The sequence below is a fragment of the Pseudoalteromonas sp. NFXS53 genome (genome assembly GCF_056629255.1).
Map to the genome: position 1 here is coordinate 633,565 of NZ_JBWVBR010000001.1, position 21,220 is coordinate 654,784.

The 21,220-nt window shown below is 39.7% G+C and carries 19 protein-coding genes; 11 read left to right on the forward strand and 8 right to left on the reverse strand.

Annotation, left to right across the window (positions count from 1 at the left end):
• The first annotated feature begins 147 nt into the window (after nt 1–147).
• Complete coding sequence (locus AC1HJP_RS02600) at nt 148–444, forward strand: DUF6482 family protein (RefSeq protein WP_480360196.1); 297 nt, start codon at nt 148–150, stop codon at nt 442–444.
• A 198-nt stretch (nt 445–642) separates the two neighbouring features.
• Complete coding sequence (locus AC1HJP_RS02605) at nt 643–2,823, forward strand: fasciclin domain-containing protein (RefSeq protein ID WP_480360198.1); 2,181 nt, start codon at nt 643–645, stop codon at nt 2,821–2,823.
• A 94-nt stretch (nt 2,824–2,917) separates the two neighbouring features.
• Here the strand turns inward: AC1HJP_RS02605 and AC1HJP_RS02610 are convergent, their stop codons facing one another.
• The 4 genes from AC1HJP_RS02610 to AC1HJP_RS02625 form a co-directional block, all read right to left on the reverse strand.
• Nucleotides 2,918–4,540 carry an ATP-binding protein gene (locus tag AC1HJP_RS02610; protein WP_480360201.1) on the reverse strand — a complete coding sequence of 541 codons (1,623 nt, stop codon included), beginning with the start codon at nt 4,538–4,540 and terminating at the stop codon, nt 2,918–2,920.
• A 2-nt stretch (nt 4,541–4,542) separates the two neighbouring features.
• Nucleotides 4,543–5,115, reverse strand: a complete 573-nt coding sequence (locus AC1HJP_RS02615; protein ID WP_480360203.1) for a carboxymuconolactone decarboxylase family protein — start codon at nt 5,113–5,115, stop codon at nt 4,543–4,545.
• Nucleotides 5,116–5,280: 165 nt separating this feature from the next.
• Complete coding sequence (locus tag AC1HJP_RS02620) at nt 5,281–6,030, reverse strand: substrate-binding periplasmic protein (RefSeq protein ID WP_480360205.1); 750 nt, start codon at nt 6,028–6,030, stop codon at nt 5,281–5,283.
• 51 nt (nt 6,031–6,081) lie between these two features.
• Nucleotides 6,082–8,109 carry a winged helix-turn-helix domain-containing protein gene (locus tag AC1HJP_RS02625; protein ID WP_480360206.1) on the reverse strand — a complete coding sequence of 676 codons (2,028 nt, stop codon included), beginning with the start codon at nt 8,107–8,109 and terminating at the stop codon, nt 6,082–6,084.
• Between the two features lie 168 nt (nt 8,110–8,277).
• Between AC1HJP_RS02625 and AC1HJP_RS02630 the strand changes: the two genes are divergently transcribed.
• Nucleotides 8,278–10,542 (forward strand): DUF5916 domain-containing protein, encoded by a 2,265-nt coding sequence (locus tag AC1HJP_RS02630; RefSeq protein ID WP_480360209.1) that lies wholly within the window; start codon nt 8,278–8,280, stop codon nt 10,540–10,542.
• Nucleotides 10,543–10,636: 94 nt separating this feature from the next.
• Here AC1HJP_RS02630 and AC1HJP_RS02635 read toward each other — a convergent pair whose 3' ends face one another.
• The 4 genes from AC1HJP_RS02635 to AC1HJP_RS02650 form a co-directional block, all read right to left on the reverse strand.
• Nucleotides 10,637–11,989, reverse strand: coding sequence for a M24 family metallopeptidase (locus AC1HJP_RS02635; RefSeq protein WP_480360211.1), 1,353 nt, complete (start codon nt 11,987–11,989; stop codon nt 10,637–10,639).
• Between the two features lie 261 nt (nt 11,990–12,250).
• Nucleotides 12,251–14,092: a S41 family peptidase gene (locus AC1HJP_RS02640; RefSeq protein ID WP_480360213.1), complete on the reverse strand. Its 1,842-nt coding sequence runs from the start codon at nt 14,090–14,092 to the stop codon at nt 12,251–12,253.
• 58 nt (nt 14,093–14,150) lie between these two features.
• On the reverse strand, nt 14,151–14,627 hold the full coding sequence (locus AC1HJP_RS02645) for a hypothetical protein (protein ID WP_480360214.1): 477 nt from the start codon (nt 14,625–14,627) through the stop codon (nt 14,151–14,153).
• A gap of 64 nt (nt 14,628–14,691) precedes the next feature.
• The gene (locus AC1HJP_RS02650; RefSeq protein ID WP_480360216.1) at nt 14,692–14,904 is read right to left on the reverse strand and encodes a hypothetical protein; all 213 of its coding nucleotides are present in this window, start codon (nt 14,902–14,904) and stop codon (nt 14,692–14,694) included.
• Nucleotides 14,905–15,024: 120 nt separating this feature from the next.
• On the opposite strand from AC1HJP_RS02650, the gene AC1HJP_RS02655 reads away from it, so the two are divergent.
• From AC1HJP_RS02655 to AC1HJP_RS02690, 8 genes are all read left to right on the forward strand, one after another.
• Entirely contained in the window at nt 15,025–15,552 is a 528-nt protein-coding gene (locus tag AC1HJP_RS02655) for a TetR/AcrR family transcriptional regulator (protein ID WP_480360217.1), read from the forward strand.
• A 223-nt stretch (nt 15,553–15,775) separates the two neighbouring features.
• Entirely contained in the window at nt 15,776–16,561 is a 786-nt protein-coding gene (locus AC1HJP_RS02660) for a DUF3450 family protein (protein WP_480360218.1), read from the forward strand.
• The gene (locus AC1HJP_RS02665; protein WP_480360219.1) at nt 16,561–17,847 is read left to right on the forward strand and encodes a MotA/TolQ/ExbB proton channel family protein; all 1,287 of its coding nucleotides are present in this window, start codon (nt 16,561–16,563) and stop codon (nt 17,845–17,847) included. Before AC1HJP_RS02660 ends, AC1HJP_RS02665 begins: the two co-directional genes overlap by 1 nt.
• Entirely contained in the window at nt 17,847–18,254 is a 408-nt protein-coding gene (locus tag AC1HJP_RS02670; RefSeq protein WP_480360220.1) for a MotA/TolQ/ExbB proton channel family protein, read from the forward strand. Before AC1HJP_RS02665 ends, AC1HJP_RS02670 begins: the two co-directional genes overlap by 1 nt.
• Entirely contained in the window at nt 18,242–18,649 is a 408-nt protein-coding gene (locus AC1HJP_RS02675; protein WP_421964615.1) for an ExbD/TolR family protein, read from the forward strand. Before AC1HJP_RS02670 ends, AC1HJP_RS02675 begins: the two co-directional genes overlap by 13 nt.
• A 4-nt stretch (nt 18,650–18,653) precedes the next feature.
• Nucleotides 18,654–19,343, forward strand: coding sequence for a hypothetical protein (locus tag AC1HJP_RS02680; protein WP_480360221.1), 690 nt, complete (start codon nt 18,654–18,656; stop codon nt 19,341–19,343).
• Between the two features lie 75 nt (nt 19,344–19,418).
• The gene (locus AC1HJP_RS02685) at nt 19,419–20,720 is read left to right on the forward strand and encodes a tetratricopeptide repeat protein (RefSeq protein WP_480360222.1); all 1,302 of its coding nucleotides are present in this window, start codon (nt 19,419–19,421) and stop codon (nt 20,718–20,720) included.
• Between the two features lie 9 nt (nt 20,721–20,729).
• Nucleotides 20,730–21,170: a DUF2799 domain-containing protein gene (locus AC1HJP_RS02690; RefSeq protein ID WP_480360223.1), complete on the forward strand. Its 441-nt coding sequence runs from the start codon at nt 20,730–20,732 to the stop codon at nt 21,168–21,170.
• The last annotated feature ends 50 nt before the right edge of the window (nt 21,171–21,220 follow it).

Consider the following 21,220-nt stretch of genomic DNA (forward strand, 5'->3'; position numbering starts at 1 on the left):
AAGTACCAAAACAATAGACAAGTGAGCATATAAATACGTCAAAAGACAATTCTGTGTCTTTTAAGAATTAATAGTGAACTTTGTAGTTAATCTGAGCGTAATTATTTGTCGATTCGTATATAGGTCAAGCAAATTGAGGATGCGATTTTGAAGTTAAGTAAATTAGAGAAGTACTTCTATGTTGATAAGATTATCTACCATTCACTAGATTTAGCTTTATACAATGTTAGTGTTGTCATTGATGGAAAAGAGCACATGGTGACTGACGAAAAAGGGCAGCGTTTGAAAAGTCATAACTTCGTTGCTTTACAAAAACAATTAAAAAACGTTAAAGCTGAATGTCAGGTGATGCGCCAGTCGAGCGCCTACGATGAAATGGTTGGCGGACCGTGTAAAATTAACAACGAACTCGAAGTCCCATTGGGTGACAACAAGCTTTACTAAATCACTTAAAGCATTCCTTTATAGAATTTTAAAAGTACATTACTTGCACGTAATGGTGCTTAAGTTCCTCTATCGTCCTCTAAAAGCATTAAATTTCGCGCTTTCCTTGTTTTTGTTAAGTTTTTTAAAATTTTCTGATCGTTTAGAAATTACCCACCGTAACTCTGTATGAACTTTAAACACAAGAGGAATGTAGAGGTGGTTAAATCAATCAAACTTGGAGCAGCATTGAGTCTTTCATTGTTGCTAGCAGGCTGTAATGACGATGACAATAAAATAGAAATACAGCCCCCAGTACCAGAGCCAAATACCGTTTACGATGTAGCCGCAGCTAGCGGTGATTTCAAAACATTGGTTTCATTGCTTGAAGCAACAAATCTAGACGACACGCTAGACAACGCTGATAATACTTTTACCGTGTTTGCACCAACTGATGCTGCTTTCGCTGCACTAGGCCAAGAAACGTTAGATGCTTTAGCTCAAGATCCAGACATGCTTAGTAGTATTCTCACATACCATGTTCTGGGAAGCAAAGTTGCAGCCGAAGCTGCGTTATCTTCAGCGGGCAACACAGTTGAAACAGTAAATGGCGCTAACATCGCATTATCACTTTCGGGCGATGACCTGCTTATCAACACTAGCACAGTAACAGCGACAGACGTTATGGCAGATAACGGTGTCATACACGTTATTGATTCAGTGTTAATGCCACCTATGCCTACAGAATCTAATACAAATATTGTAGAGACAGCTAAGGCAGCGGGAAACTTTAAAACATTAATAGCTTCGCTAGAACGCACTGGCTTAGACAGCATTTTGTCTGACGAATCGGGCTCATTTACAGTATTTGCACCAACTGACGCGGCATTTACAGCCATAGGTGACAAGCTAATTAATACTTTACTGGCAAACCCTGATGTACTTTCAGATATCTTAAAACAGCATGTACTGCCAATTAATGCGGACTCAGTCACGGCCATGTCTCTAAACGGTAAATCGGTTAAGACGGTGTTAGAAAATGAGTTAGGTATTTCTATCAACGCAGAAACGGATTCATTGATGTTTGGGGGAGCTAAAATTGTCACTAAAGATATAGTGACAACAAACGGTACTATCCACGTTATTGACAGTGTGATCGTGGGAGACCTTTCATTACCACAAAGCTACGGCACAATTGCAGATGTGGCTTCTGAAAATGGCAGTTTTGATACGTTAGTGTCTTTACTTGCCGCTACTGGGTTAGACAGTGAAGTGTCAGATCCAACAAAAACATTTACTGTTTTTGCACCTACTGATGCAGCTTTTGCGGCATTAGGTCAAGAGACGTTAATCGCACTACAAGGCGATTCAGAAACTCTTAAAAACATTCTGCTTTACCATGTTATGGCAGAGCAAATGATCATGTCTGATGCTGCGATATCTGTGGCAAATAGCGAAGATAGCTTAGTGAAAATGGGGAATGGCTCTAACGCTGCGCTATCAACAACGGACTCTACATTATTTATTAATGACTCTGCGATATCTGCAGCAAATGTAATGGCAGATAATGGCGTCATTCACGTGCTAGACAAAGTCATCATGCCGCCAAAAGACATGGGTGAACCTACAAAAAATGTTGCGCAAACAGCTGTTGACACTGATAGCTTATCTACCCTTGTTACAGCCTTGGGTGAAGCAGGTTTAGTTGAAGCGCTCAGTAACCCTGATGCTAACTTTACCGTATTTGCTCCTACGAATGCGGCATTTAAAAAAATCCCAGCTGATACGCTTAATGCTCTGTTTGCAGATAAAGATGCGCTAGGCGCGGTGCTTAAACAGCATGTCTTAGCTGTACCAGTAAGTAGCTTAAAAGCTTATGCTGCTAATGGGCTTGAGGTAGAAACATTGCAGGGTAATAAGCTATCAGTGAACCTGGTTAATTTTGCTGGTGTATCTAATACAGACAGTGATGTGGTAACGTATAGCAAAGAAACAGGCACCTTAATTTCAGGTGCAGGCTCTACAATGGCTGGTAAAACATTGTATGTTTTCGACGGTGATTTAGAAAATGCGATGAGTCAATGTGTTGATACATGTGCTACAAACTGGCCGCCGGTAATCGCAACTGCTGATAGCATCAAAAATATTCCGGGTCTTTCTCTAGTCGAAAGAGATGATGGCTCAATGCAAGTTGCTTATCTTGGTCGCCCTCTATACACATTTATTCAGGATGAAGCAGCCGGAGATATGAAGGGTGATGCATTCAGAAATGTATGGTGGGCAGTGAAATTACCAACATCAGGCCTGCAAATTGAAGGTGCAAATGTAACAACCACAGATATTTACACTTCAAATGGCGTAGTACACCTGATTGATACTGTGATCACTGAAGTTAAATAACTTAATTTAATCTAAGCTTTAAAGCGCCTTGCATATGGAATTATGGGGGCGCTTTTTTACTTTTAAAAAGCAAAAGGTTTAATGGCATAATGGTTTATTTAACAGGAAACTTACTCAACACTCTAACCATTTCCTGCTCTGAAATAGGCTTTGCGATGAAGTCATCCATACCACTGGCAAAACATTTTTCTCTGTCTTCATCAAATGTGTTTGCTGTCATTGCGACTATGCTTGGTCGTTGATTTTTATATCTTGATATAATTTCTTTCGTTGCATCATGGCCGTTCATTACAGGCATTTGTATATCCATAAAAATAAAGCTGTAATGCTTTTGCTCTAGCTTATCTAATGCGACTTGGCCGTTTTCTGCAATATCATATTTATAGCCAAGCTTTTCGAGTAATAGGCCAGCAACTTTCTGATTGATCAGGTTATCTTCAACAATTAAGATGGTGTGAGGCTGTAACTCTGAGGCCGACAAGGTGTAATGAGAGATCGTTTCAGGCGGCTGAGGAAGCTGTTTTTGAGCGACCCTTTTTAAAGGTAATGTGACTGTAAATTTAGTGCCTTTATCCAGCTCGCTATGTACTTGAATTTTACCATTCATTGCTTTTGCTAGTTTAGCAGAAATAGCAAGACCCAGCCCGGTGCCGCCGTACTCTCGAGTTGTAGAACCGTCGCCTTGAACAAAGGGCTCAAACAGCCAAGTCTGTGCATCTTTTGTCATGCCAATGCCGGTATCTTCAACTGCAATTGTTAATTCATAGTCGTTTTTTTCTAGCGTTTTACCTGACAAAGCAATAGACACACTGCCGCTTTTGGTAAATTTAACGGCATTATTCAATAAATTATGTAAGAGCTGCTTAATTCTCAACGCATCACCAATTAACTGTGTTGGCAACTGTGTATCTAGCTGTTCAGTGAATGTGAGGCCTTTTCGGTTAACCTCCGGTGTTATCTCAAGAGTGACGCTTTCAATCAGTTTAGATAGTAAAAATGGGCTGGAAATTAGCTTTATATTGTTTGTTTCTAGCTTGCTATACTCAAGGACATCTGTAACGACACCGAGTAAATTTTCTGTGCTTTCGTATATGCTGTTAAGCATCTCAAGTTGATCAGGCTCTAACTGCGTGTTTTGCAGTAATTGCACAAGATTCAAAATGCCATTCATCGGTGTTTTTAGCTCATGTGACATATTGGCTAAAAACTCGGATTTAAGCTGATTTGAACGTAATAGCACCTGAGCTTCGTTTTTTAGTTTTAGTCTTTTATGTTCTTCAGCTTTTGTGATGAGCAAACGTTTCACTGCGGCACTAAACAGCTCAATGATAATCAGAGAAGAAGAGTTAAATGCCTGACCCTGCTGAAGAAACACCAAAGTGTTTGACCTATTTTGTTCGAGCGGGAGTACTTGATAAATCAGGTAGTATTGAACTTGGTTTATGAGCACTAAGGTGTTGTTTTTAAGCTCTTTGATTGGTAGTAATTCTATGGTCTCTTTTAGATGCTCGTCACCTCCCCCATACAGACAATCTATGTGTTCTTCGTTGTCAATCATAAGACAATAATCAAAGTTTAATGTCCAAAGCAGTTTGTTTACTGCGTTGAGCAAGATCTTTTGAGACGACAATTCAGCATGCATACTGTCATCGGCAAGATTACTAGTCAGTTCAATTAAAGAAGATAATTGGTAAGAGTCAATTACACTGCCATTCATAATCACATTACAACGTTATCTTTAAGTAAGCTAGCGAACTCTTCGTCAACGACCAGCATCATACCTTGAGCCAATGTGTTTGAGTAATTCACTACACTGGCGAGAGACATAAGTTCAAATACTTGGTTTTTAGTTAACCCACTGTCCAACAAACTTTTATGATCTTGTTCAGTAACCATAGCGCTATTTGTTGCCATCTTAACGGCAAAGTCTATCGACACCTTTACTCGTTTAGGGTTAAGCTCAGAAGATTTTTGTAAAACTTGGTTAATGGTTTCATCATCGATATTCAGATATCGACACATAGCACAATGAATAGACGTGCAGTAAGCACATTCTCTTTCGTTGGAAATAGCGATAAATACTAGCTCTTTAAGTGCTCTGGGTAACTCTCCGGTGAGGAGTACGTTTTTGAATAGCGCCCAGGTGGTCTGTAAAATATGCGGGTTGTAATTACCAAGCACCTTGAAGTAATCGACTAATCCTTCATTGCCTAAGTGTTCAAAAATATCGTCATAAATAGCTTTGACTTCATTATTTGAATCGGCATATTCCAACGTGTTGTAAATCCCCATGTCAAAGCACTCCTTTTTGAAATGATAATTTAAAATTAGCACTAACATTAAGGGTAGTTCTTTTTCATCATATAAAAAGTCTTTTATGCAGATTTTTGTTATTAAAAAGCAAAACCTTATTCCTAATTTCAGAACGTTTTGAAAGATTAGTTTTGTCGCTTTGGGTTAGTTTTGTGCGGTTAATAAAATTTGCTCAAACACACCAGAGAAAGTTAGGTGGTTGAAGGCACGTTCAATATTTTTCAGTTGCTCCTTGGTGACAGATGCTTTGCTAAAAGCGAAATATACAGGGGCTTGATTGACGATGATTGGGTGAACAAAGACATCTTTTGGGGTTAGCTCATGCCTAATTTCGTACTCGATATTTAATTGTTCTTCTAAAAAACCGAAGATCCTGTTTTTGATCAGCAAAGAAAGTTTTGTGTCATTATTAGGCACTTTGAAAAAGTATCTGTCGGCAGGCGTAAGTGTTTTAGTGAATGCATTAAACGATTCACCATAATAAGCACCTTCTTGAATGCCAAGCGGCAGTGGAATTTTTATAATGTCTTTAAATGAAGACACAACAATAGCAGGGTTTGCCTTACTGACTATTTTTATTTTTTCAATGCGTTGAGGGCCGATAAAGTGTGTGAACTTCGTGCGTTCAGTTGTTTTGCTGACACTCAACATCACATCGAGCTCACCCACTTCAAGCATTTTTAACGCTCGCCCCCAGGGAACGGGCACAAACCGATAACTGCAGCCTGCTTGGTTGAGTAAAGCTTTAGTGAGCTCTATATCAATGCCTTGCCACTGCTTATTTTCATCACGATGAGATTGTGCAGCGTAATCTTCAACGCGCACCACAAGCTCGCAACTCAAGGCATGGGTGCTAAATAGAAATAATGCCAAACCGAACAGTTGTCTAAACATGATTAATGCAATTTGCTTAAGGCATTTTTTAAGTTTAGTTGAGTCGCGTCTTTATTGTTTTTTTATTGCGAACTTTTTAATGTCGCCTTCAATACTTTCCATTTTAGCAATCAGTAAGCTGCCATCTGGTTTAATATCATAATGCCAAATCAGTGACCCCGATTTCTTCAATTCAGGGAGACTTGGGTTTTGCATATCAAGTTGCCAGATGAAATCCTGTTTTGACCATTGGCTGAGCCAATACATTGATTGATTTTGAAACCTTACATCTCGAAAGTGATTGGCTTGTTGCTTGGAAAGCGTTGTTAAAATATCAATATTGTTTAAATTATCTATGTTTGTCGTAGTCAGTAGCTGTTGCTCTTTCAATATTAGCCATTGCTGCGTTTGATGATGGAAACCAACAAAATCATTTTTGAGATTTGTTTTGTCAATAATGTGGCCAGTGAGATCATAAGTGTAAATATTTTCACCATCAGAACCCCAGACTTGTTTGTTGTTTATCCAGCCTGCATTTTTTAAGGTCAGGGGCAGGTTAGATGGAAATTGTTTTGTCGTGCGGTTTCTATCATATAAAACAATGTTGTTATCACGGTTTGATAGTAAAAGGCTATTATCAGGCGACCAATTTAGAATACCAACGTACTCATGACCCTGATGAAATGAGAGCTGCCGAATCTTATCATCCGCATGTAAGTAAACCTCACATACACCAGTACGACGAGACATAAACGCGGTTTCTCCAAGTAAGTTACTGACTGGCAGGTAATCAATACTTGAGCTTGAGAAAATCGGTAAATCATCGTTATCTCTTATATTAACCTGCCAACTTTCAGCGGCCGCAAAGATATCGCCATGCTTATCTATCGAAAGGGTAGAGAAAATCCCTTGAGTCGAGCGCATCACACTATATTGTTGTTGATCCCAGTGTGTCGCAATGAGGTTATGATACTTACTTTCATCATTTGTAATGATAGTCTGTTGTTTCGCATCAAAAGTGGCTAGCCATACTGGATAAGGCCAAGAGAGATGAATGTGACCGTCTAAAGTAATTAACTTTGAATGATAGTTAACTTGCTTGACGAGATAGAAGGTTTGGTTTTCCCATGCCTTGAGTGCTTTTATTAGCTTTTCGCCTTTGCTGAGTGGCACGGGTATCTTCACAAATTGACTGGTGCTTAAGCGATACAAAAAGCCTTCACTGTCATCCCAACGATGTACGACTAGAGTTAACTCGTCATCTGATTGCCAAATTGGAGCTTCAATACGGTCACATGAAATCGCTTCAGTTTCATGTAACTGTTTGCCATTACTGCTAATAATTTTTAAAACACACTTATCTTCAAGATACTGCCAAAATGCTACTAGGTCTTTTTGGGGATGCCAACTTGGGTGTGCGATCCGAGTGTTAAAGCTATGCTCATAGAGCTGATTGCCTAATTTATTCGCAATAACAAGCTGATTAAATTGGCTGACATAAGCAATTAAATCTTGTTCGAAGTGTGCAGCGATATCAAATTCTAGCCCCAGCTCATAACTGATGTCTTCTACCTTGTATTCTGGTGGGGTAAGTGCTTGAGGTTTATGGTTAAAAAAAGCAATAGCGCTAAAGCAGGCAATAAAAACTAAAGTGAATAAAGCAAAATAAAGAGGCTTTCTTGTAAGTGTGCCTAAATTCAAAAAAGCAGCAGCATTGTTCTCAGGTCTAGCCAACTTAATGCTTTTGGTATTTGGCAAAGTCTCAACTGTTAGCAATCTCACTTCAGCGATAAACATATAGCCTTTTTTAGGTATTGTTTTTATATACTTAGGCGTTCTAGGGGTATCTTTTAATACCTTACGTAGCTTTGCCAATAACTGATAAAGGCTATTCGCTTCAACTATGGTGTCAGGCCAGAGCTCATCGTTTAAAAGCCCTTGCGATAAGGTTGTACCTTGTTGTTTTATAAATAGTTCGAGTAGTCTGGCAACTTGCGGCTCTAGCTTTTGTGTATGTTGGGTTTTACTACAGACCAATTCATCTGTTTCTGGATAAAACACCCAAGTGTCAAACTGATGTCCCTGTGACGAAGATGGCATAAAACGCTTACCGCAGTTGTTAAATTAGTCTCATAGGCGAACGTTATCTTTTATAAGATAAAAGTCAACGTTTATAAGGCTTCCATGAGTGTTATTCAGAAAACTTTCAGGTTTTTTTAGCACAGATTTTGTTGCAATGAGTGCATCGAAATTTAGTTGGAAGTTATTATGAAAATTTCACAGGTAGCAATAGCGATAGCCTTGACCACAATTTCAATCTCGACACCGGTTATGGCTCAGGCAATCGTACTTGATGGCAAGCTAGATGAACTGCAATGGCAGCAAGCTACAGCATTTAATACTTTTTATAAAGTTGTGCCTGCCACACTCGAGCAAACAAAAAAGCAAGTTAATGCCAAAGTCTACAGTGATGAAAAAGGCATTTACGTTGGCATTATGAATTATCAAAGTGCAGAGACGCGTAAAAAACAATTCAATATTAAAGATAACTTTATGCAAGGCGAGTTTAATCGCATTTATCTCGATTTTGGCGGTGATGGCAGTAGTGGTTATTTATTTGCAACAACACTTGGTGGCGGTACACAAGATGCGGTACTCACACCACAACTCACAACTGACTACGATTGGGATGGAGATTGGCAAAGCCAGTATTTTGAGCATGACGATTATTGGTCAACTGAGGTGTTTATTCCTTGGCACACTGTATCCTTCCATCATTCAGCGGATGAAAATGGTCTGTCAGAGGTGGGTGTTTCTGTTCAACTATATGATATTGCTAATAATTTTATTTACGCAAGCCAAAAACAAACGATTAGTAACAGTGACTTTTATTTAGCAATGCCAAAGGTATCTGCTGAAATCCCCAATCAGCAGCAACTGGCGTTTATACCTTATATCACCCAGCAAAATGATTTATCAGACAGACAAGGTGATAAAGGACAAACTGATGTGGGCTTTGATTTAATTTATAAACCAGCTCATCATCAGAAATTGAGCGTGTCGGTTAACCCAGATTTCGGCCAAGTTGATAGTGACGACGTAAATATTAACTACAGTGCAGTTGAAACACTGAGAACCGATAAACGCCCGTTTTTCACTCAAGATATCAGCGTTTTTAATGTTCAAGCAGAGCAAAATACCAAGCTGATACATACTCGCCGAATAGGCGCCGGCAGTGATGATGGTAGTGAGCATATTACGCCAATTGATGCCGCTGTACGATTTGTACATCAAGGAGAGCAGTTGCAGCTTGGGGCATTTGCTGTTGAAGAGTCGAATCTAGACTCTGATGCAGGAAAATCATTTTACGCGGCAAGGGCGAAATATCGACAAAATAATTGGCAAACTGGTTTATTAACCACACACGTTAAACGGCCATATTTAGATAGAAACGCTAGTACATTGGCTTGGGATAGCCAGTATCAAAGTGCAACTTGGTCATTACAAGGGTCGTTACTACTTAGTCAAATTGATACAGACGCTGAAATAAATACCACACAAACCGGTAATGGCCTGAGCTTAAACTTGGGCTATCAGTTTTCGCCAAATACTAAAGTCACAAACCGTTACTTAAAACTAAATGACCAGTTCGACAACCGAGATATGGGGTATTTAGTCAGAAACGACTGGCAATATGCTCAATCAGAGTTTGAACATTCGGTAAATTACTCAAGTGATTGGATCACACGTGTTAAGCATGTGGTAAAACTTAGCCATGAAAGTAATGGCGCATCGCAAAGTCTGCCCGCGACACAAACTTACTCTAGCCAGTTTATGCTAACGACAGGGGCGCAGTTTAATCTAACCTTTGATTACTTAACCAAAGGTAAGCAGGATAATTTAGGCTTCAATACCACTGCTTTTACTCAACCTTCGGCTCAGGGTGTTAGGCTCTTTTATCAAAGCCCATATGTGGGAGATTTCAGTTGGGCGGCTAGTTTTGAATATGACAAAGAAGGCTTCGACTCAACATCAACCCAATATGCGGTTGATTTAACTTGGATGCCTCATGCCAATTGGAGCATAAATTGGAATAACTATTTAAGAACCGGTGAAGGTTGGCTGGTGGCCAATCAGCAAAATGTTATCAGTGAATATGACAGAGACTATTTTGCCTCTAATATCATCGTAAATGGCCTGATCACTGAGAAGTTAGAGTGGTCAAGCTCAATACAGGTTGCATTCTTAGACGCCAAAACTCAGCAAGCTTTTGCAGTGCAAGAGCAAGGCGAGCTGTTTAAGCACGACCTTGATACCAGTTTTGAAGACAATCGTTTAACAGCCCAGTTTAAATTGCGATATCGCATGGGACCATTTTCAGATGTGTTTTTTGTTTACCGCAGAGGCAGCATCGATAGCGCCAGTTATGACCGTAATTCAATTGGTCAAAATAGTTATGGCAATCGCACAAGCGCACTTTGGACAAACCCGATTGAAGACAGTGTCACGTTTAAGGTTCGATATTTATTCTGATTAAAATATGCAACGAATTAGCTAACACAACCAGGGGGCAGGATCCCCCCTATTTAATTAAATGGACTCAAAGTAAGTGAGTTCGAATTTAAACTTATCTAATCAAATGCCACTTAGTTTGGCGACCAGCCAAGTACCAGACTGATTTACCATCAAATACCGCATCTTGTTCTAGCTTGATTTGGATCCATTGATTATCCCATTCAGGTAGCTGTATTTTCACATTACCTTCGATGGCATACACCGTATTTGGATATAATTTCCAATCACCTTGAACAGGGGTCGGGCCTTGATTATCCCACATGCCAATGGTTGGGCCCGGTGCGTGGCCGACAAAACCCAGCGGGTGAGTGTAAGTGCTGCTAATAATGTTCTCAGCTTCACTTTGCTTAATGGTGTTGGCTAAGATCTGATTACCCGTTAAACCAGTTTTGAAATTACGGGTGAGAATGTCTTGCCAATGATTGCCCAATTTCAGGGCTGATTTTAAGCCTTCTGGCACATCGGTTTCATTTAGTTTTAAGACATAGCCCATCTCTTGTGTGTCGGTACACTGGTTTAAATAGCAAATACCTACATCGGTGTGAATGATATCGCCCGGTAAGATTACACGATTATATTCGCCTAAAAATGGGGCGTCTTTGTCAACTTTATCGCCTTGGCGTTGAATATTCACATAAGGTTGGAACCAGGGTCTGAGCTGCAATGCTTCAAAGCGCTCTCGTAAATACCAAGCGACATCATCGGTGGTTGTCACCCCAGGCGTAATGACTTTATTAGAAAAAGCTTCTGCAATAACGCCGCGAGCCAGAGTGACTGCAGTAGGGTAAACTTGAAGCTCTTTTTCGCTGCGGGTCTCAAGCCAGCGGATCACTAAGTCTTCTGCACTGACTAAACGCTTTTGGTACTTTTTAGGTAAATTATCAAGTAGCTTATTATATAAACCAACACTTAAGCCGTCAGCGAGCGCCCAGTCTTCACTGATATTAATACCGATACGTTTCGGATCACGCTCAGCAATGATCTCAGCTAAACGCTGCCATTGTTGCGCTTTGCTGCCGCCTTTCCAGACCGTTGGATATAAATCGCCGATCGGGTAGCGGCTTACACTGAACCGCTCCACACTGCCATCTGGTTGTTTTGAAAAAACGAGCAGTGTGGTGCGTCTGGCAGCAAAAGTCGGTTGTGGCACCAAGGTATAAAATAATTTATCTTCACCGTACTCTCGATTAATCACCAGCCACATATCAAGATCGGCTTCTTGCATCAACTTTGGCAATAAATTGTCGAGTCTGTCTGTCACCATGTCGTTTATTGGCGCGACACGCTCTTTGAAAGACAATACATCAGGTAAGGTGTCTATTTCGCGCCCTTGAGCGGCTTCTGTTGCTGCTAATTGAGCACTCACTCCTGAAAGAGCGAGCATTAAAGCAAGTTTTTTAAACATACTGACGGCTTCTTCTAAAACTGAATATCTCATTTGATAGTATGTAAGGCGTAATTGTGCTGCAAGTGAGTTTCGGTAGGAGGCTTGTTTTTAGCGTTTGTTAAACAGCAACGTGCAGACCAATACTTTTAATGCAGTTCATCATTTTAGATGAATAAAACTGGTTGGTATGAGCCAGAAATCTAGCTGTAACTTATATAGATTTACAAGCTTAACGAGGCTTAACTGAGTGTTAATCAAGCCTCAAAATGAACACTGTTTTTAGTTTGCAAGTTGCTGCTGTAAATAGTCAATGGCAGCATTCACTTGGTTATCAACCTGATTTAATACACTGTCAATGCTTCTTGGGACATTAATATCGGGCTCTATTCCTTTATTAATTAAAGGCGTACCATCACGGCGATTTGCTTCCATATTGGTGTACACAAAGTAAGTACCGCTGTCTTGTTCGGCTCCCTCAAAAATATTCATTCTTAAAATATTGCCATTAATTCCTGAAGTTGTTTCACCTAAAATGGGCAAACCACCATTTTGAACAAAGATAAAACTGTGTTCATTTTGGCTGATACTATGCCTCGATGAAAGCGCAACAGTAGGTATATTAAAGGCATTTTCTGAACGGTAAATCCGTTGCGTGATCACCTGCTTTTTAGTGTCTCGTTGATTCGGGCTGCCTTGCCAGTGATAAGCGATTGTGTCATTAGTCGCATCGTTTTTAATTAATAGTGCTAACACGCCCTGCCAACCCCGCCAGCTAGAAGGGTATCTTCTCATATCTAATATTACTGCTTTGGCTTCACTCAGTTCATTACGCAATTCAGTAATGTTAGCTTCTTGAACGTTATAGACATTGATTTTTAGAATGTTGTCGTCAACATATTCAAAAATACGGTCACTCTTAGGTACATAGGGCATCCCAACAAATGGCTCGCGCTTGTTTAAGTCTTTGGGAAACACTTCAATGTTATGTATATCATTGTTCGGTTTACGAATTTCATATTTCACAGGGTTAAAGTGCTTGGCATAAACATCAAACCTCGCACTGAGGTTTTTTCTGTGCAATGTATTCTTTAATGAATAAAGCGATTTGTTGTCTAAGTAATTGTTGATTTCTATGCCATCGACTGAAATCACCTCATCACCTACTTCTATACCGTTTGGGTGAGCTGAATCTAACTGGGTAACAATGGCTTTTTCTTCTACTAGTTCGTAGCTAAAAGGGATGTAACTTTTGAATCTATATTCTTCAGGTGTTGGGAAGACAATAGAAATATGATTATCGTTTAACTTTGAAAACTCAGCAAATAGGCTGTTTTGCTTTCTTAGTACATCGTCGTCAGTGCAGGCAGTTAAAAGGGGCGTTAAACTTTGTGCCCAGTCAACGTCAATTTGCTGAAAGTAAGGCCAAAAATGTGCAATGCTTGCCCACATTTCAGAGACTGTGGTCATACATATTTCAGGTTGTTCAAAGTTGTTGTCTATTTGCCATTTACCTGGCTCTTGATAGGTATAACCTTGTATTTGCTTATCCAAAGGTAAGTACAAAGGTAAGTATAATGTTTGTGTCCCATAGTTGAGTTCTGCAAACGGTTCGCTCGCACTGTATTCATCATTCTTTAAAGAGGAGAAATCATCAGTTAACAAAGTTCGAGTGAAGACACTTTGATTTATTGGCGCATTTTGTTTCCAAGTAGAAACGGTGGTCTGATCATTAATTTCAGGTAATTGCGCTCTATTAAAAGCGATATAAGGTGCAATCTGGCGAAGCCGTTCGATGCCCAGTTCAGTTCTTTGCGCTGGTTCAGTTTGACTTAAATCGACTAAACTTTCCGCGATAAACAACGGCCAATTTGAATCCTGATTCTCGGTTGACGGGTAAAAATATTTCACGGAATAGGCGACCTTTACAAAGTCTTCTATGTCAGATATTAATTGCTGATCAAAATCTATTGCGGGCTTTGCCTGTGGTGAGCTTGGAAAAGGTGATACCGCTTTGAGTTTGTCTGATTCTTGTTCATTTTTTTCTTGAGCGTTTTGTGTTTCACTCCCGCCACAACCAAATAACATAGAGCTACAAATTAGGCTTAATACAGTTCCTTTCATGATAATTCCCTTTACTTTTTAGGTACAAACTAGTGCTTTTTTTGTACAAAGTAAATGTTTAGAGCGTATTAATATGCTTTACCGAACTTCGTCTTTCTGAACTTTCTTGGCTTACTAAGCGATAGCCTGTGATACAAAATATGCCCGCTAAAAACCATAAAATACCAGCAATAATAGAAAATGCTGTCACTTGTTCGGGAAAGAGCACGCTCAAAGGCAAAGTGGCAATCCCTCTAAGCGTACAAATCAATGAAATGATAATGATGGCTGGTTTTAACATTGGCACTTTTCTGATCACCCCAGCGCCAGACAAACAAAAAATGGCTGTTGCAACAAATAGCAGTGATACCAAAGTCGTTTCTAATGCCGCACGCCAAGGCGCAGATTTAGAGAGTTCAATGAGAGACTCTGGTGCCATTTGAGCTCGGTAGCACTCAGGGCCCAGCACAATACAAGACATGTGAGACAAGGCTGTGAAAAGGGCAAGTGCTGCGACGCTTACTAGCATAAATGACCCAGACGAGGTGTTTTTCATTTTATTACGGTTCCTTTGATAGCAAAAATGATTAAGACGTAGGCTAAATATTAGCGTCTCAATGTTATGACACTTCAATACCCTCTGGTGTTTTCGTCTTAGTTTTAAAAGCTTCAATCAAAGGCTCGACCCCATCCTCTTTACCTAAAATCAGGAGTAGTAACAGTAGCCCTCCGGGTAACAAAACAAGCTTTAGAACTGGCCCTAATATGTAACTGTAAAAGCCAATAAAAGGTAAAAAAATACAAGCACCAAGAATGCGAAAAAATAAGTCCATTGTAATCTCCAAGTTAAAATTGAGCGTGTTCATAATAATATTGAGCGCGCTCATTTTTCAATAAGAACTTGGCATTTTTTTTTAAACTTGTTTTAATGTCGCGTGATTTTAGGAGGTAGGGTGTCAAAACGAGAGCAAACAAGATCGCGGATCTTATCGGCTGCATGGCAGCTTTTCACTGAAAATGGCTATGAGAAAACCAGTACGAGAGATATTTCTTCAGCGGCAGGTGTCGCGACGGGTACTGTATTCAGTCACTTTCCAAATAAACTAGATTTACTCAAATCAGGTCTAGAAACCCAATTAAACAAATTATTAGTTGAAACAGCTAAGTCAGACACTTCAACAACACCCATTGATCGGCTGCTGCATTTTGCCTCGGCACTGTATCCGTTTTACTTGTCTCAACGAGAGTTTAGTAAGGTCTTATTCAAAGAAATTTTATGGCAAAGTCAGTCACTTGACCCACAGTTGAATGCTTTTAAACATCAATTGGCTTTTGGAGATGAGCAAAAGTTGGCATATGCCGATGTATTAATGGATGTGTATTTTATGACCTTGTTGAGCGGGTTAAATGATGACGCAGAGAATGAAGTGTCACTTATTACAAAGCTTAAAGAAAAGTTGAGGCTAATCTCAGTTTTATAAGATCGCGTTTTTCTTTGCCTGTAATATGATTCTCTATCTATTCACAATAGTGAGTCTAGCAAGTAGTTAGGCGAACTCTATGACTGCTTGTAAATAATAGTCTTTTGTTAACTTCAAGTGTAACTTGATGTTTTTTCATTATCATTTTGTTGATAATTATAATCTACCATGCCATGTTGTACCTTTATTGACTTTTATTTGCACAAAATGAAATGGAGTTTCGATGAAGTTTTTCTTGCTAATGACAGCGCTATCTTTACCCTTGGTAAGTATAGCTTCTCAATCTGATTATGAAATAATGCAGCAATGGTTGGAGTTAGAAAGTCAGCGAGGGAAGTTAGAAACCACTTGGCAGGCAAATAAGCAGTCCCTAGAAAGCCAATTAGCACTACTAGAACAAGAGAAGCAAGCGCTTCAAGCTTTGTTGAGTAAGGCTAAAGACGCACAATCAGAGGTTGATAAAAAACGCCTAGCACTTACTGAGCAGCAAGTGCAGTATGAACGCAACCAAACTCTTGTAGAAAATGAATTGAATAAAGGAGAGAGTTTTGTTGCCCGAGTTCTTCCTATGCTCCCTCCGCCTTTACAATCAGAATTACAAAGCAAAGCTGAGAAACTTTCGCAGAGCACGCTTAACCTCAGTGAGAAATTAGAGCTTTATTTGAGTTTATACAAAGCAACTGATGAGTTTAATAATCGTGTTGCGTTAAATACTAGTAACATGTTGGTACCAATCAACGGCAAGCAAACTGAGCTATTAGTAAGTCAAATTTATCTCGGTCTTTCTCAAGCTTGGTATTTATCTGCAGATGGCGCATCTTATGGTTTTGGCAGAATAGAGCAGTCTGGCTGGCAGTGGTATCACGGTGAAGATGTATCGAGCGTTTTGCCATCAGTAAATTTACCAGAACAAATACACAAAATTAGAAATATCCTAGAAAAGCCCACAACAGCAGAGTTTGTGTCATTGCCTTTGGCGTTGCCCAGCTTGAACAAGGAGTTATTGTAATGCGTAAAATCGTTTTACTTTTAGCATGTTTGCTGAGCTTTAATACTGTTGCGAGTACTTCGGAATTACTTCAAAGGGTAACTGAATCCAAGCTTGCTTTATCAGAATTACAAAGCAGCATTAATAATCAATCTTTGCATTATCAAACGAAACTTGAGCAGTCTTTGAAAGAAGTAGAGGCCTTACGAGCACAAGCTGAGTCTATTCAACGCGCATCGGATGAAAAAGTTATTAGTTATGAGCAGTTATCAGAGCGTGTAAGAGCATGGCGAGAGCAAGATAATTATCAAAAGATGATAGTGCAGAGTTTTTTTGAACAGCAAAATTTAGCTTTGTCAGCATACAAAAATGCCAACGGTGATTTTACCTTATCACCTAGTGTGTTTAACACCTTACAGCACGAACTCATTGATAAATTGTCGCCTAATTGGCAAGAGAAGCCTGTCGTCAATGATAAAGGTGAAGTTGTTGATTTCAGAGTATTAAACTTGGGCCCTTTGGCGTTGGCATATAATTCAGAGTTAGCACAAGGTGGACTTTTAACAAAGCAGATAAACCAAACATTGCCAAATATTATTCCAAATATTTATAGTGCATCGCACATTGAGCATTTAGCTAGGTTTGCTGATACGGGTTCTGGCTTTGTCACATTTGATCCAACCTTAGGCAATGCTGAAAAACTGCTTCATAAACAAGACAGTGTTATTTCACATATTCAAAAAGGCGGTGTGTGGGCATTACCCATTCTATTTTTTGGACTGATTTCGTTGCTAGCAACTTTGATTAAAGGTTATCAGCTTCTTCGCATGCCAAAACCAAGTCATGACTTTATAGAGAAAGTAAAGCAGACCGATGTAAATAATCTAGCAATGAGTGTTCAATTCAAGGGGGCTGAGAAAGACTTAGTCGATATTGCTGTGAATAATCCTGTGTCTGAATATAGAGATGACCAATTAGTCGCTTTTTTAATGCAGTATCGTTACCGCGTAGAAAATTACTTAGGTGTGGTTGCTACTTCGGCTGCAATAGCACCTCTTTTAGGTTTATTAGGTACAGTTTCAGGTATGATCAACACATTTATGATGATGAATACTTTTGGTACGGGTGACGCAGCGACTGTGTCTGGTGGTATATCTGAAGCGCTAGTAACGACTGAGCTGGGCCTGATTGTGGCGATCCCATCTTTGATAATGAGCGCATTACTAAACCGTAAAGCCAAGAGCTTAAACGCTAAGCTAGAAGCAAATGCAATTAAGTTAAGTAAGCTTGAACTGCAGAGCCACTAATGAGTGAATTTTCGCTTTATTTAAACTTACTTAATCACGGGGTTGTTTGGGCGCTAGGAGCCGTGGCTATGTTCTGCTATAGCAAACAGTTGCAATTGTTATGTTTTGCCAACAAATCAGAGACTTGGTATAGCAAAGGCAATTACTGGCTGAGTGCACTCAAAACCTTGCTAGCAAGTCTGCCTTTACTTGGGCTGCTAGGCACGATTAGCGGTTTGCTTGGAACATTTGATCATATGTCAGTGCATAACGGTTTAGATATGCAAGAGATGGTTAGCGGTGGCATTGCATCGGCGATGTTCACCACACAACTAGGCTTGGTGTTAGTGGTACCAGGATTACTTCTTCAAGCGCTTTTAGAAAGAACTTTAAAAAGTTGGCAAGTGGAGGCCAGATGCGTTCAATAATTGAAAACAAGATCGCAGAATCCAAAGGACAAGAAATTGATTTAGCACCTTTACTAGATGTGGTGTTTATATTACTTATTTTCTTTATAGTGACCACAGTGTTTGTCAAAGAGACGGGCGTCGAAGTAGATAAACCAACAGCTGTATCAAGTCAAAATTTACAAAAATCGGTACTCATGATTGCCATCACCTCAACTGGCGAAGTGATGTATGGAGGCACAAACATTGGTGTACAAGGTATAAGAGCGACTTTGATGCAGGCGGTAAAATCTGAACAGCGGCCTTTGGTGATCCAAGCTGATAAACAAGTAAAAACTGAATTATTAGTGAAAGTAATAGATCAAGCTAAGTTAGCGGGGCTGAGTGATATTAGCCTCGCGACCATGAAGGACTAGCGCTATGTTGACAGTTAAAAGGACAATTAACTTCTCGTTTAAAGATGGCATTGTAATGTTATTGCCTTGGATATTGAGTGCGCTACTCGTTTTACTTCTAACCTATAGTTTATTTGCAATAAAACAAACACCGACCCCTCCCGAAAAAGAGGTTGTTATTCGTAAAGTTGATGTGGCTATTCCCGCTCCACCTCCGCCGCCACCCAAGATGCAAACCAAATCATCAGATCAACCCCCTTCACCAGTGAGTATTGATTTGGTTAGTTTAGGTGGTGGGCCAACATTGAGTTATTCAGATAAGCCACAAATGGCAATGCCTGAAGTTGAACGACTTGAAAAGCCTGATTTTGCGATGGATTCACTTAAAATCCAACAGCGAATGACGTTTGACATGCCACTATTGGCCGTTGAAAGTTTAGATCAAATTCCTAAAGTGGTGTCACAAGAATACTTTCCGCCACCTCACTCAATCAGAAAACAGGGGTTAAAACGGGTTTCAACATTGGTTGAGTTGATCATCAACACACAAGGTAAGCCTTTTATTAAGAAAATAGTCGATCCAGCTCACCCTGATATGGTGCCTGCTATTAGAAAGTGGGTAGAAAAGGCCAAGTTTACAATTCCAAAAAAAGATGGCAGAGCTGTGCAGGCTATTTACTTATATGGCATTCATTTTAACTATAGTAGGTCTTAAATGAAGGTATCTCATTTCGTTAGTTTTATTATCGCAGGCTGTTTCGTTGTCAGCATTTCCAGTAATGCGCAACAGATGACTAATTTTAAGTTAGAGGTCGAACAGCCCACGTTCATTATTCCGCAGTTTTCTGGCCCTTACAGAGAGCGTGAAGCGCCTATCGCTCCAGAAGAGTACGAAATGGCCGAGAAATTAAGAGGCCTTTTAGATGCGGGCGATAAACAACTTGTATTAAAAGAGTTAGAAGCTTTTTATGAGATTGAGCTCAGTATTGCCATGATGATGCTCAAAGCTCAGGTATATTTTGCTGTCGAAGAATATGATAAAGCAGAGCAAACTTATTTAGCATCACTTTCTAGAAGCCCTCAACTGGTGCGTGCCCATGTTGATTTGGGGCAGTTATATATGTTGCAAAATAAAATGAAAAAAGCGCGAGATTATTTTGCCAGAGCCATAGCGTTAGGGGCTAAAGAGGCAGAAGTATATGGGCAATTGGGATATTTAAATTTAACCCAGCATGGCCCTTTTTCAGCCATAACAGCCTACCAACAGGCACTTGCTATTGAGCCTGAAAATAAGCAATGGCAACAAGGTTTATTCATATCACTCACCCAAGCAAAAATGTTTGAAGCAGCACAAGCTTTACTATCAGACTTAATCGCAAAAGAGCCAAACAACAGTCAATTTTGGTTAGATCAAGCTGTTTTGCAGCTTGAGCAATCGAGAAACTCAGAAGCCCTGGCATCATTAGAAATGGCCATTTTGTTAGGCGATAAACGGGTTAATAACTTAAAAATTGCCGCACAACTTCACCTACAACAAGACAGTTTTACAAGAGCAGTAGAGCTGATAAAAGCGCATATTAATACAGAAGAGTTAGATTTAACGAGCTTGCGTGCTTACTTGTCTTGGTTAAGTCAGCGTGAAATGTGGCATGACCTAGAAGGCGTGTTGGCAGAGTTGAGGAAAGCAGCTAAGCAATACGATGATTCTAAACAGTCAGTGATTTATTTACATACCGCTGAATTAAAGCGTAATCAAAAACAGCCAAAATCAGCCAAGCTTAATTATGAAAGTGCTGTAAATAAAGACCCCACCAATGGTTTTGCTTTATTGTCATATGCAAACTTCTTAGTGACTGAAAAGTCATTCATTGAAGCTGAAACGCTCTTTTTAAGGGCTGAAGCGTTAGAGTCGACACAACGTCATGCCATGTTGGGGCGTGCCCAAATGTATGTCGATATTCAAAATTATGAAGCTGCACTGTCAGTGCTTCAAAGTGTGGTCAGTCGTTTTCCTAATACAAAAGGAATTGAAGACCAGATTGAAATTCTCAGAAAAGTTATTTTAGTCAATAAACAAAAGATGGAAGTGTAAGGTGAAACTATGAAGAAAATAATAGCACTCGGATTTACGTCGATTATTCTTGTTGGCTGTAATGCCACAACGACTACCAACCTTGATTGCAATCCTGCCGATGGATGGGCTGCTTTAGGGCAGTCAGTAGGTCAAGAAGGTAAATCAGTTCGCAACTTTGATATGTATAAAAATAGTTGTAGCAATCTAAGTAATACGGCGCAATCTGAGTTTGTTGCTGGTTACACTGCGGGTATCAAAAGCTTCTGTAATTATGACAATGGAGTGAAGGTTGCCTCAGAGGGACTACCAAATAACAATGCTTGCCCTCTAGAAATGAGAGATAGCTTCAACAAAGGCTATGCAAATGGTCAAGCTGTGAGAGAAGAAAACCTGAGGAAATTACGTCGTACTCAACAGGCTAGAGATGAAATTCAGACAGCCTCAGAATATAAAGGCATTGGTGGATAAAGATAATTGTTTATTGAAACTGCCCCCACGTTCTAAATTAATAGCTAATC

Bases quoted from the DNA above. Each gene is read 5' to 3' on its own strand.
- AC1HJP_RS02610 (WP_480360201.1), bottom strand. From the start codon at position 4,540: ATGAATGGCAGTGTAATTGACTCTTACCAATTATCTTCTTTAATTGAA.
- AC1HJP_RS02615 (WP_480360203.1), bottom strand. From the start codon at position 5,115: ATGGGGATTTACAACACGTTGGAATATGCCGATTCAAATAATGAAGTC.
- AC1HJP_RS02620 (WP_480360205.1), bottom strand. From the start codon at position 6,030: ATGTTTAGACAACTGTTCGGTTTGGCATTATTTCTATTTAGCACCCAT.
- AC1HJP_RS02625 (WP_480360206.1), bottom strand. From the start codon at position 8,109: ATGCCATCTTCGTCACAGGGACATCAGTTTGACACTTGGGTGTTTTAT.
- AC1HJP_RS02630 (WP_480360209.1), top strand. From the start codon at position 8,278: ATGAAAATTTCACAGGTAGCAATAGCGATAGCCTTGACCACAATTTCA.
- AC1HJP_RS02635 (WP_480360211.1), bottom strand. From the start codon at position 11,989: ATGTTTAAAAAACTTGCTTTAATGCTCGCTCTTTCAGGAGTGAGTGCT.
- AC1HJP_RS02640 (WP_480360213.1), bottom strand. From the start codon at position 14,092: ATGAAAGGAACTGTATTAAGCCTAATTTGTAGCTCTATGTTATTTGGT.
- AC1HJP_RS02645 (WP_480360214.1), bottom strand. From the start codon at position 14,627: ATGAAAAACACCTCGTCTGGGTCATTTATGCTAGTAAGCGTCGCAGCA.
- AC1HJP_RS02650 (WP_480360216.1), bottom strand. From the start codon at position 14,904: ATGGACTTATTTTTTCGCATTCTTGGTGCTTGTATTTTTTTACCTTTT.
- AC1HJP_RS02660 (WP_480360218.1), top strand. From the start codon at position 15,776: ATGAAGTTTTTCTTGCTAATGACAGCGCTATCTTTACCCTTGGTAAGT.
- AC1HJP_RS02665 (WP_480360219.1), top strand. From the start codon at position 16,561: ATGCGTAAAATCGTTTTACTTTTAGCATGTTTGCTGAGCTTTAATACT.
- AC1HJP_RS02670 (WP_480360220.1), top strand. From the start codon at position 17,847: ATGAGTGAATTTTCGCTTTATTTAAACTTACTTAATCACGGGGTTGTT.
- AC1HJP_RS02675 (WP_421964615.1), top strand. From the start codon at position 18,242: ATGCGTTCAATAATTGAAAACAAGATCGCAGAATCCAAAGGACAAGAA.
- AC1HJP_RS02680 (WP_480360221.1), top strand. From the start codon at position 18,654: ATGTTGACAGTTAAAAGGACAATTAACTTCTCGTTTAAAGATGGCATT.
- AC1HJP_RS02685 (WP_480360222.1), top strand. From the start codon at position 19,419: ATGACTAATTTTAAGTTAGAGGTCGAACAGCCCACGTTCATTATTCCG.
- AC1HJP_RS02690 (WP_480360223.1), top strand. From the start codon at position 20,730: ATGAAGAAAATAATAGCACTCGGATTTACGTCGATTATTCTTGTTGGC.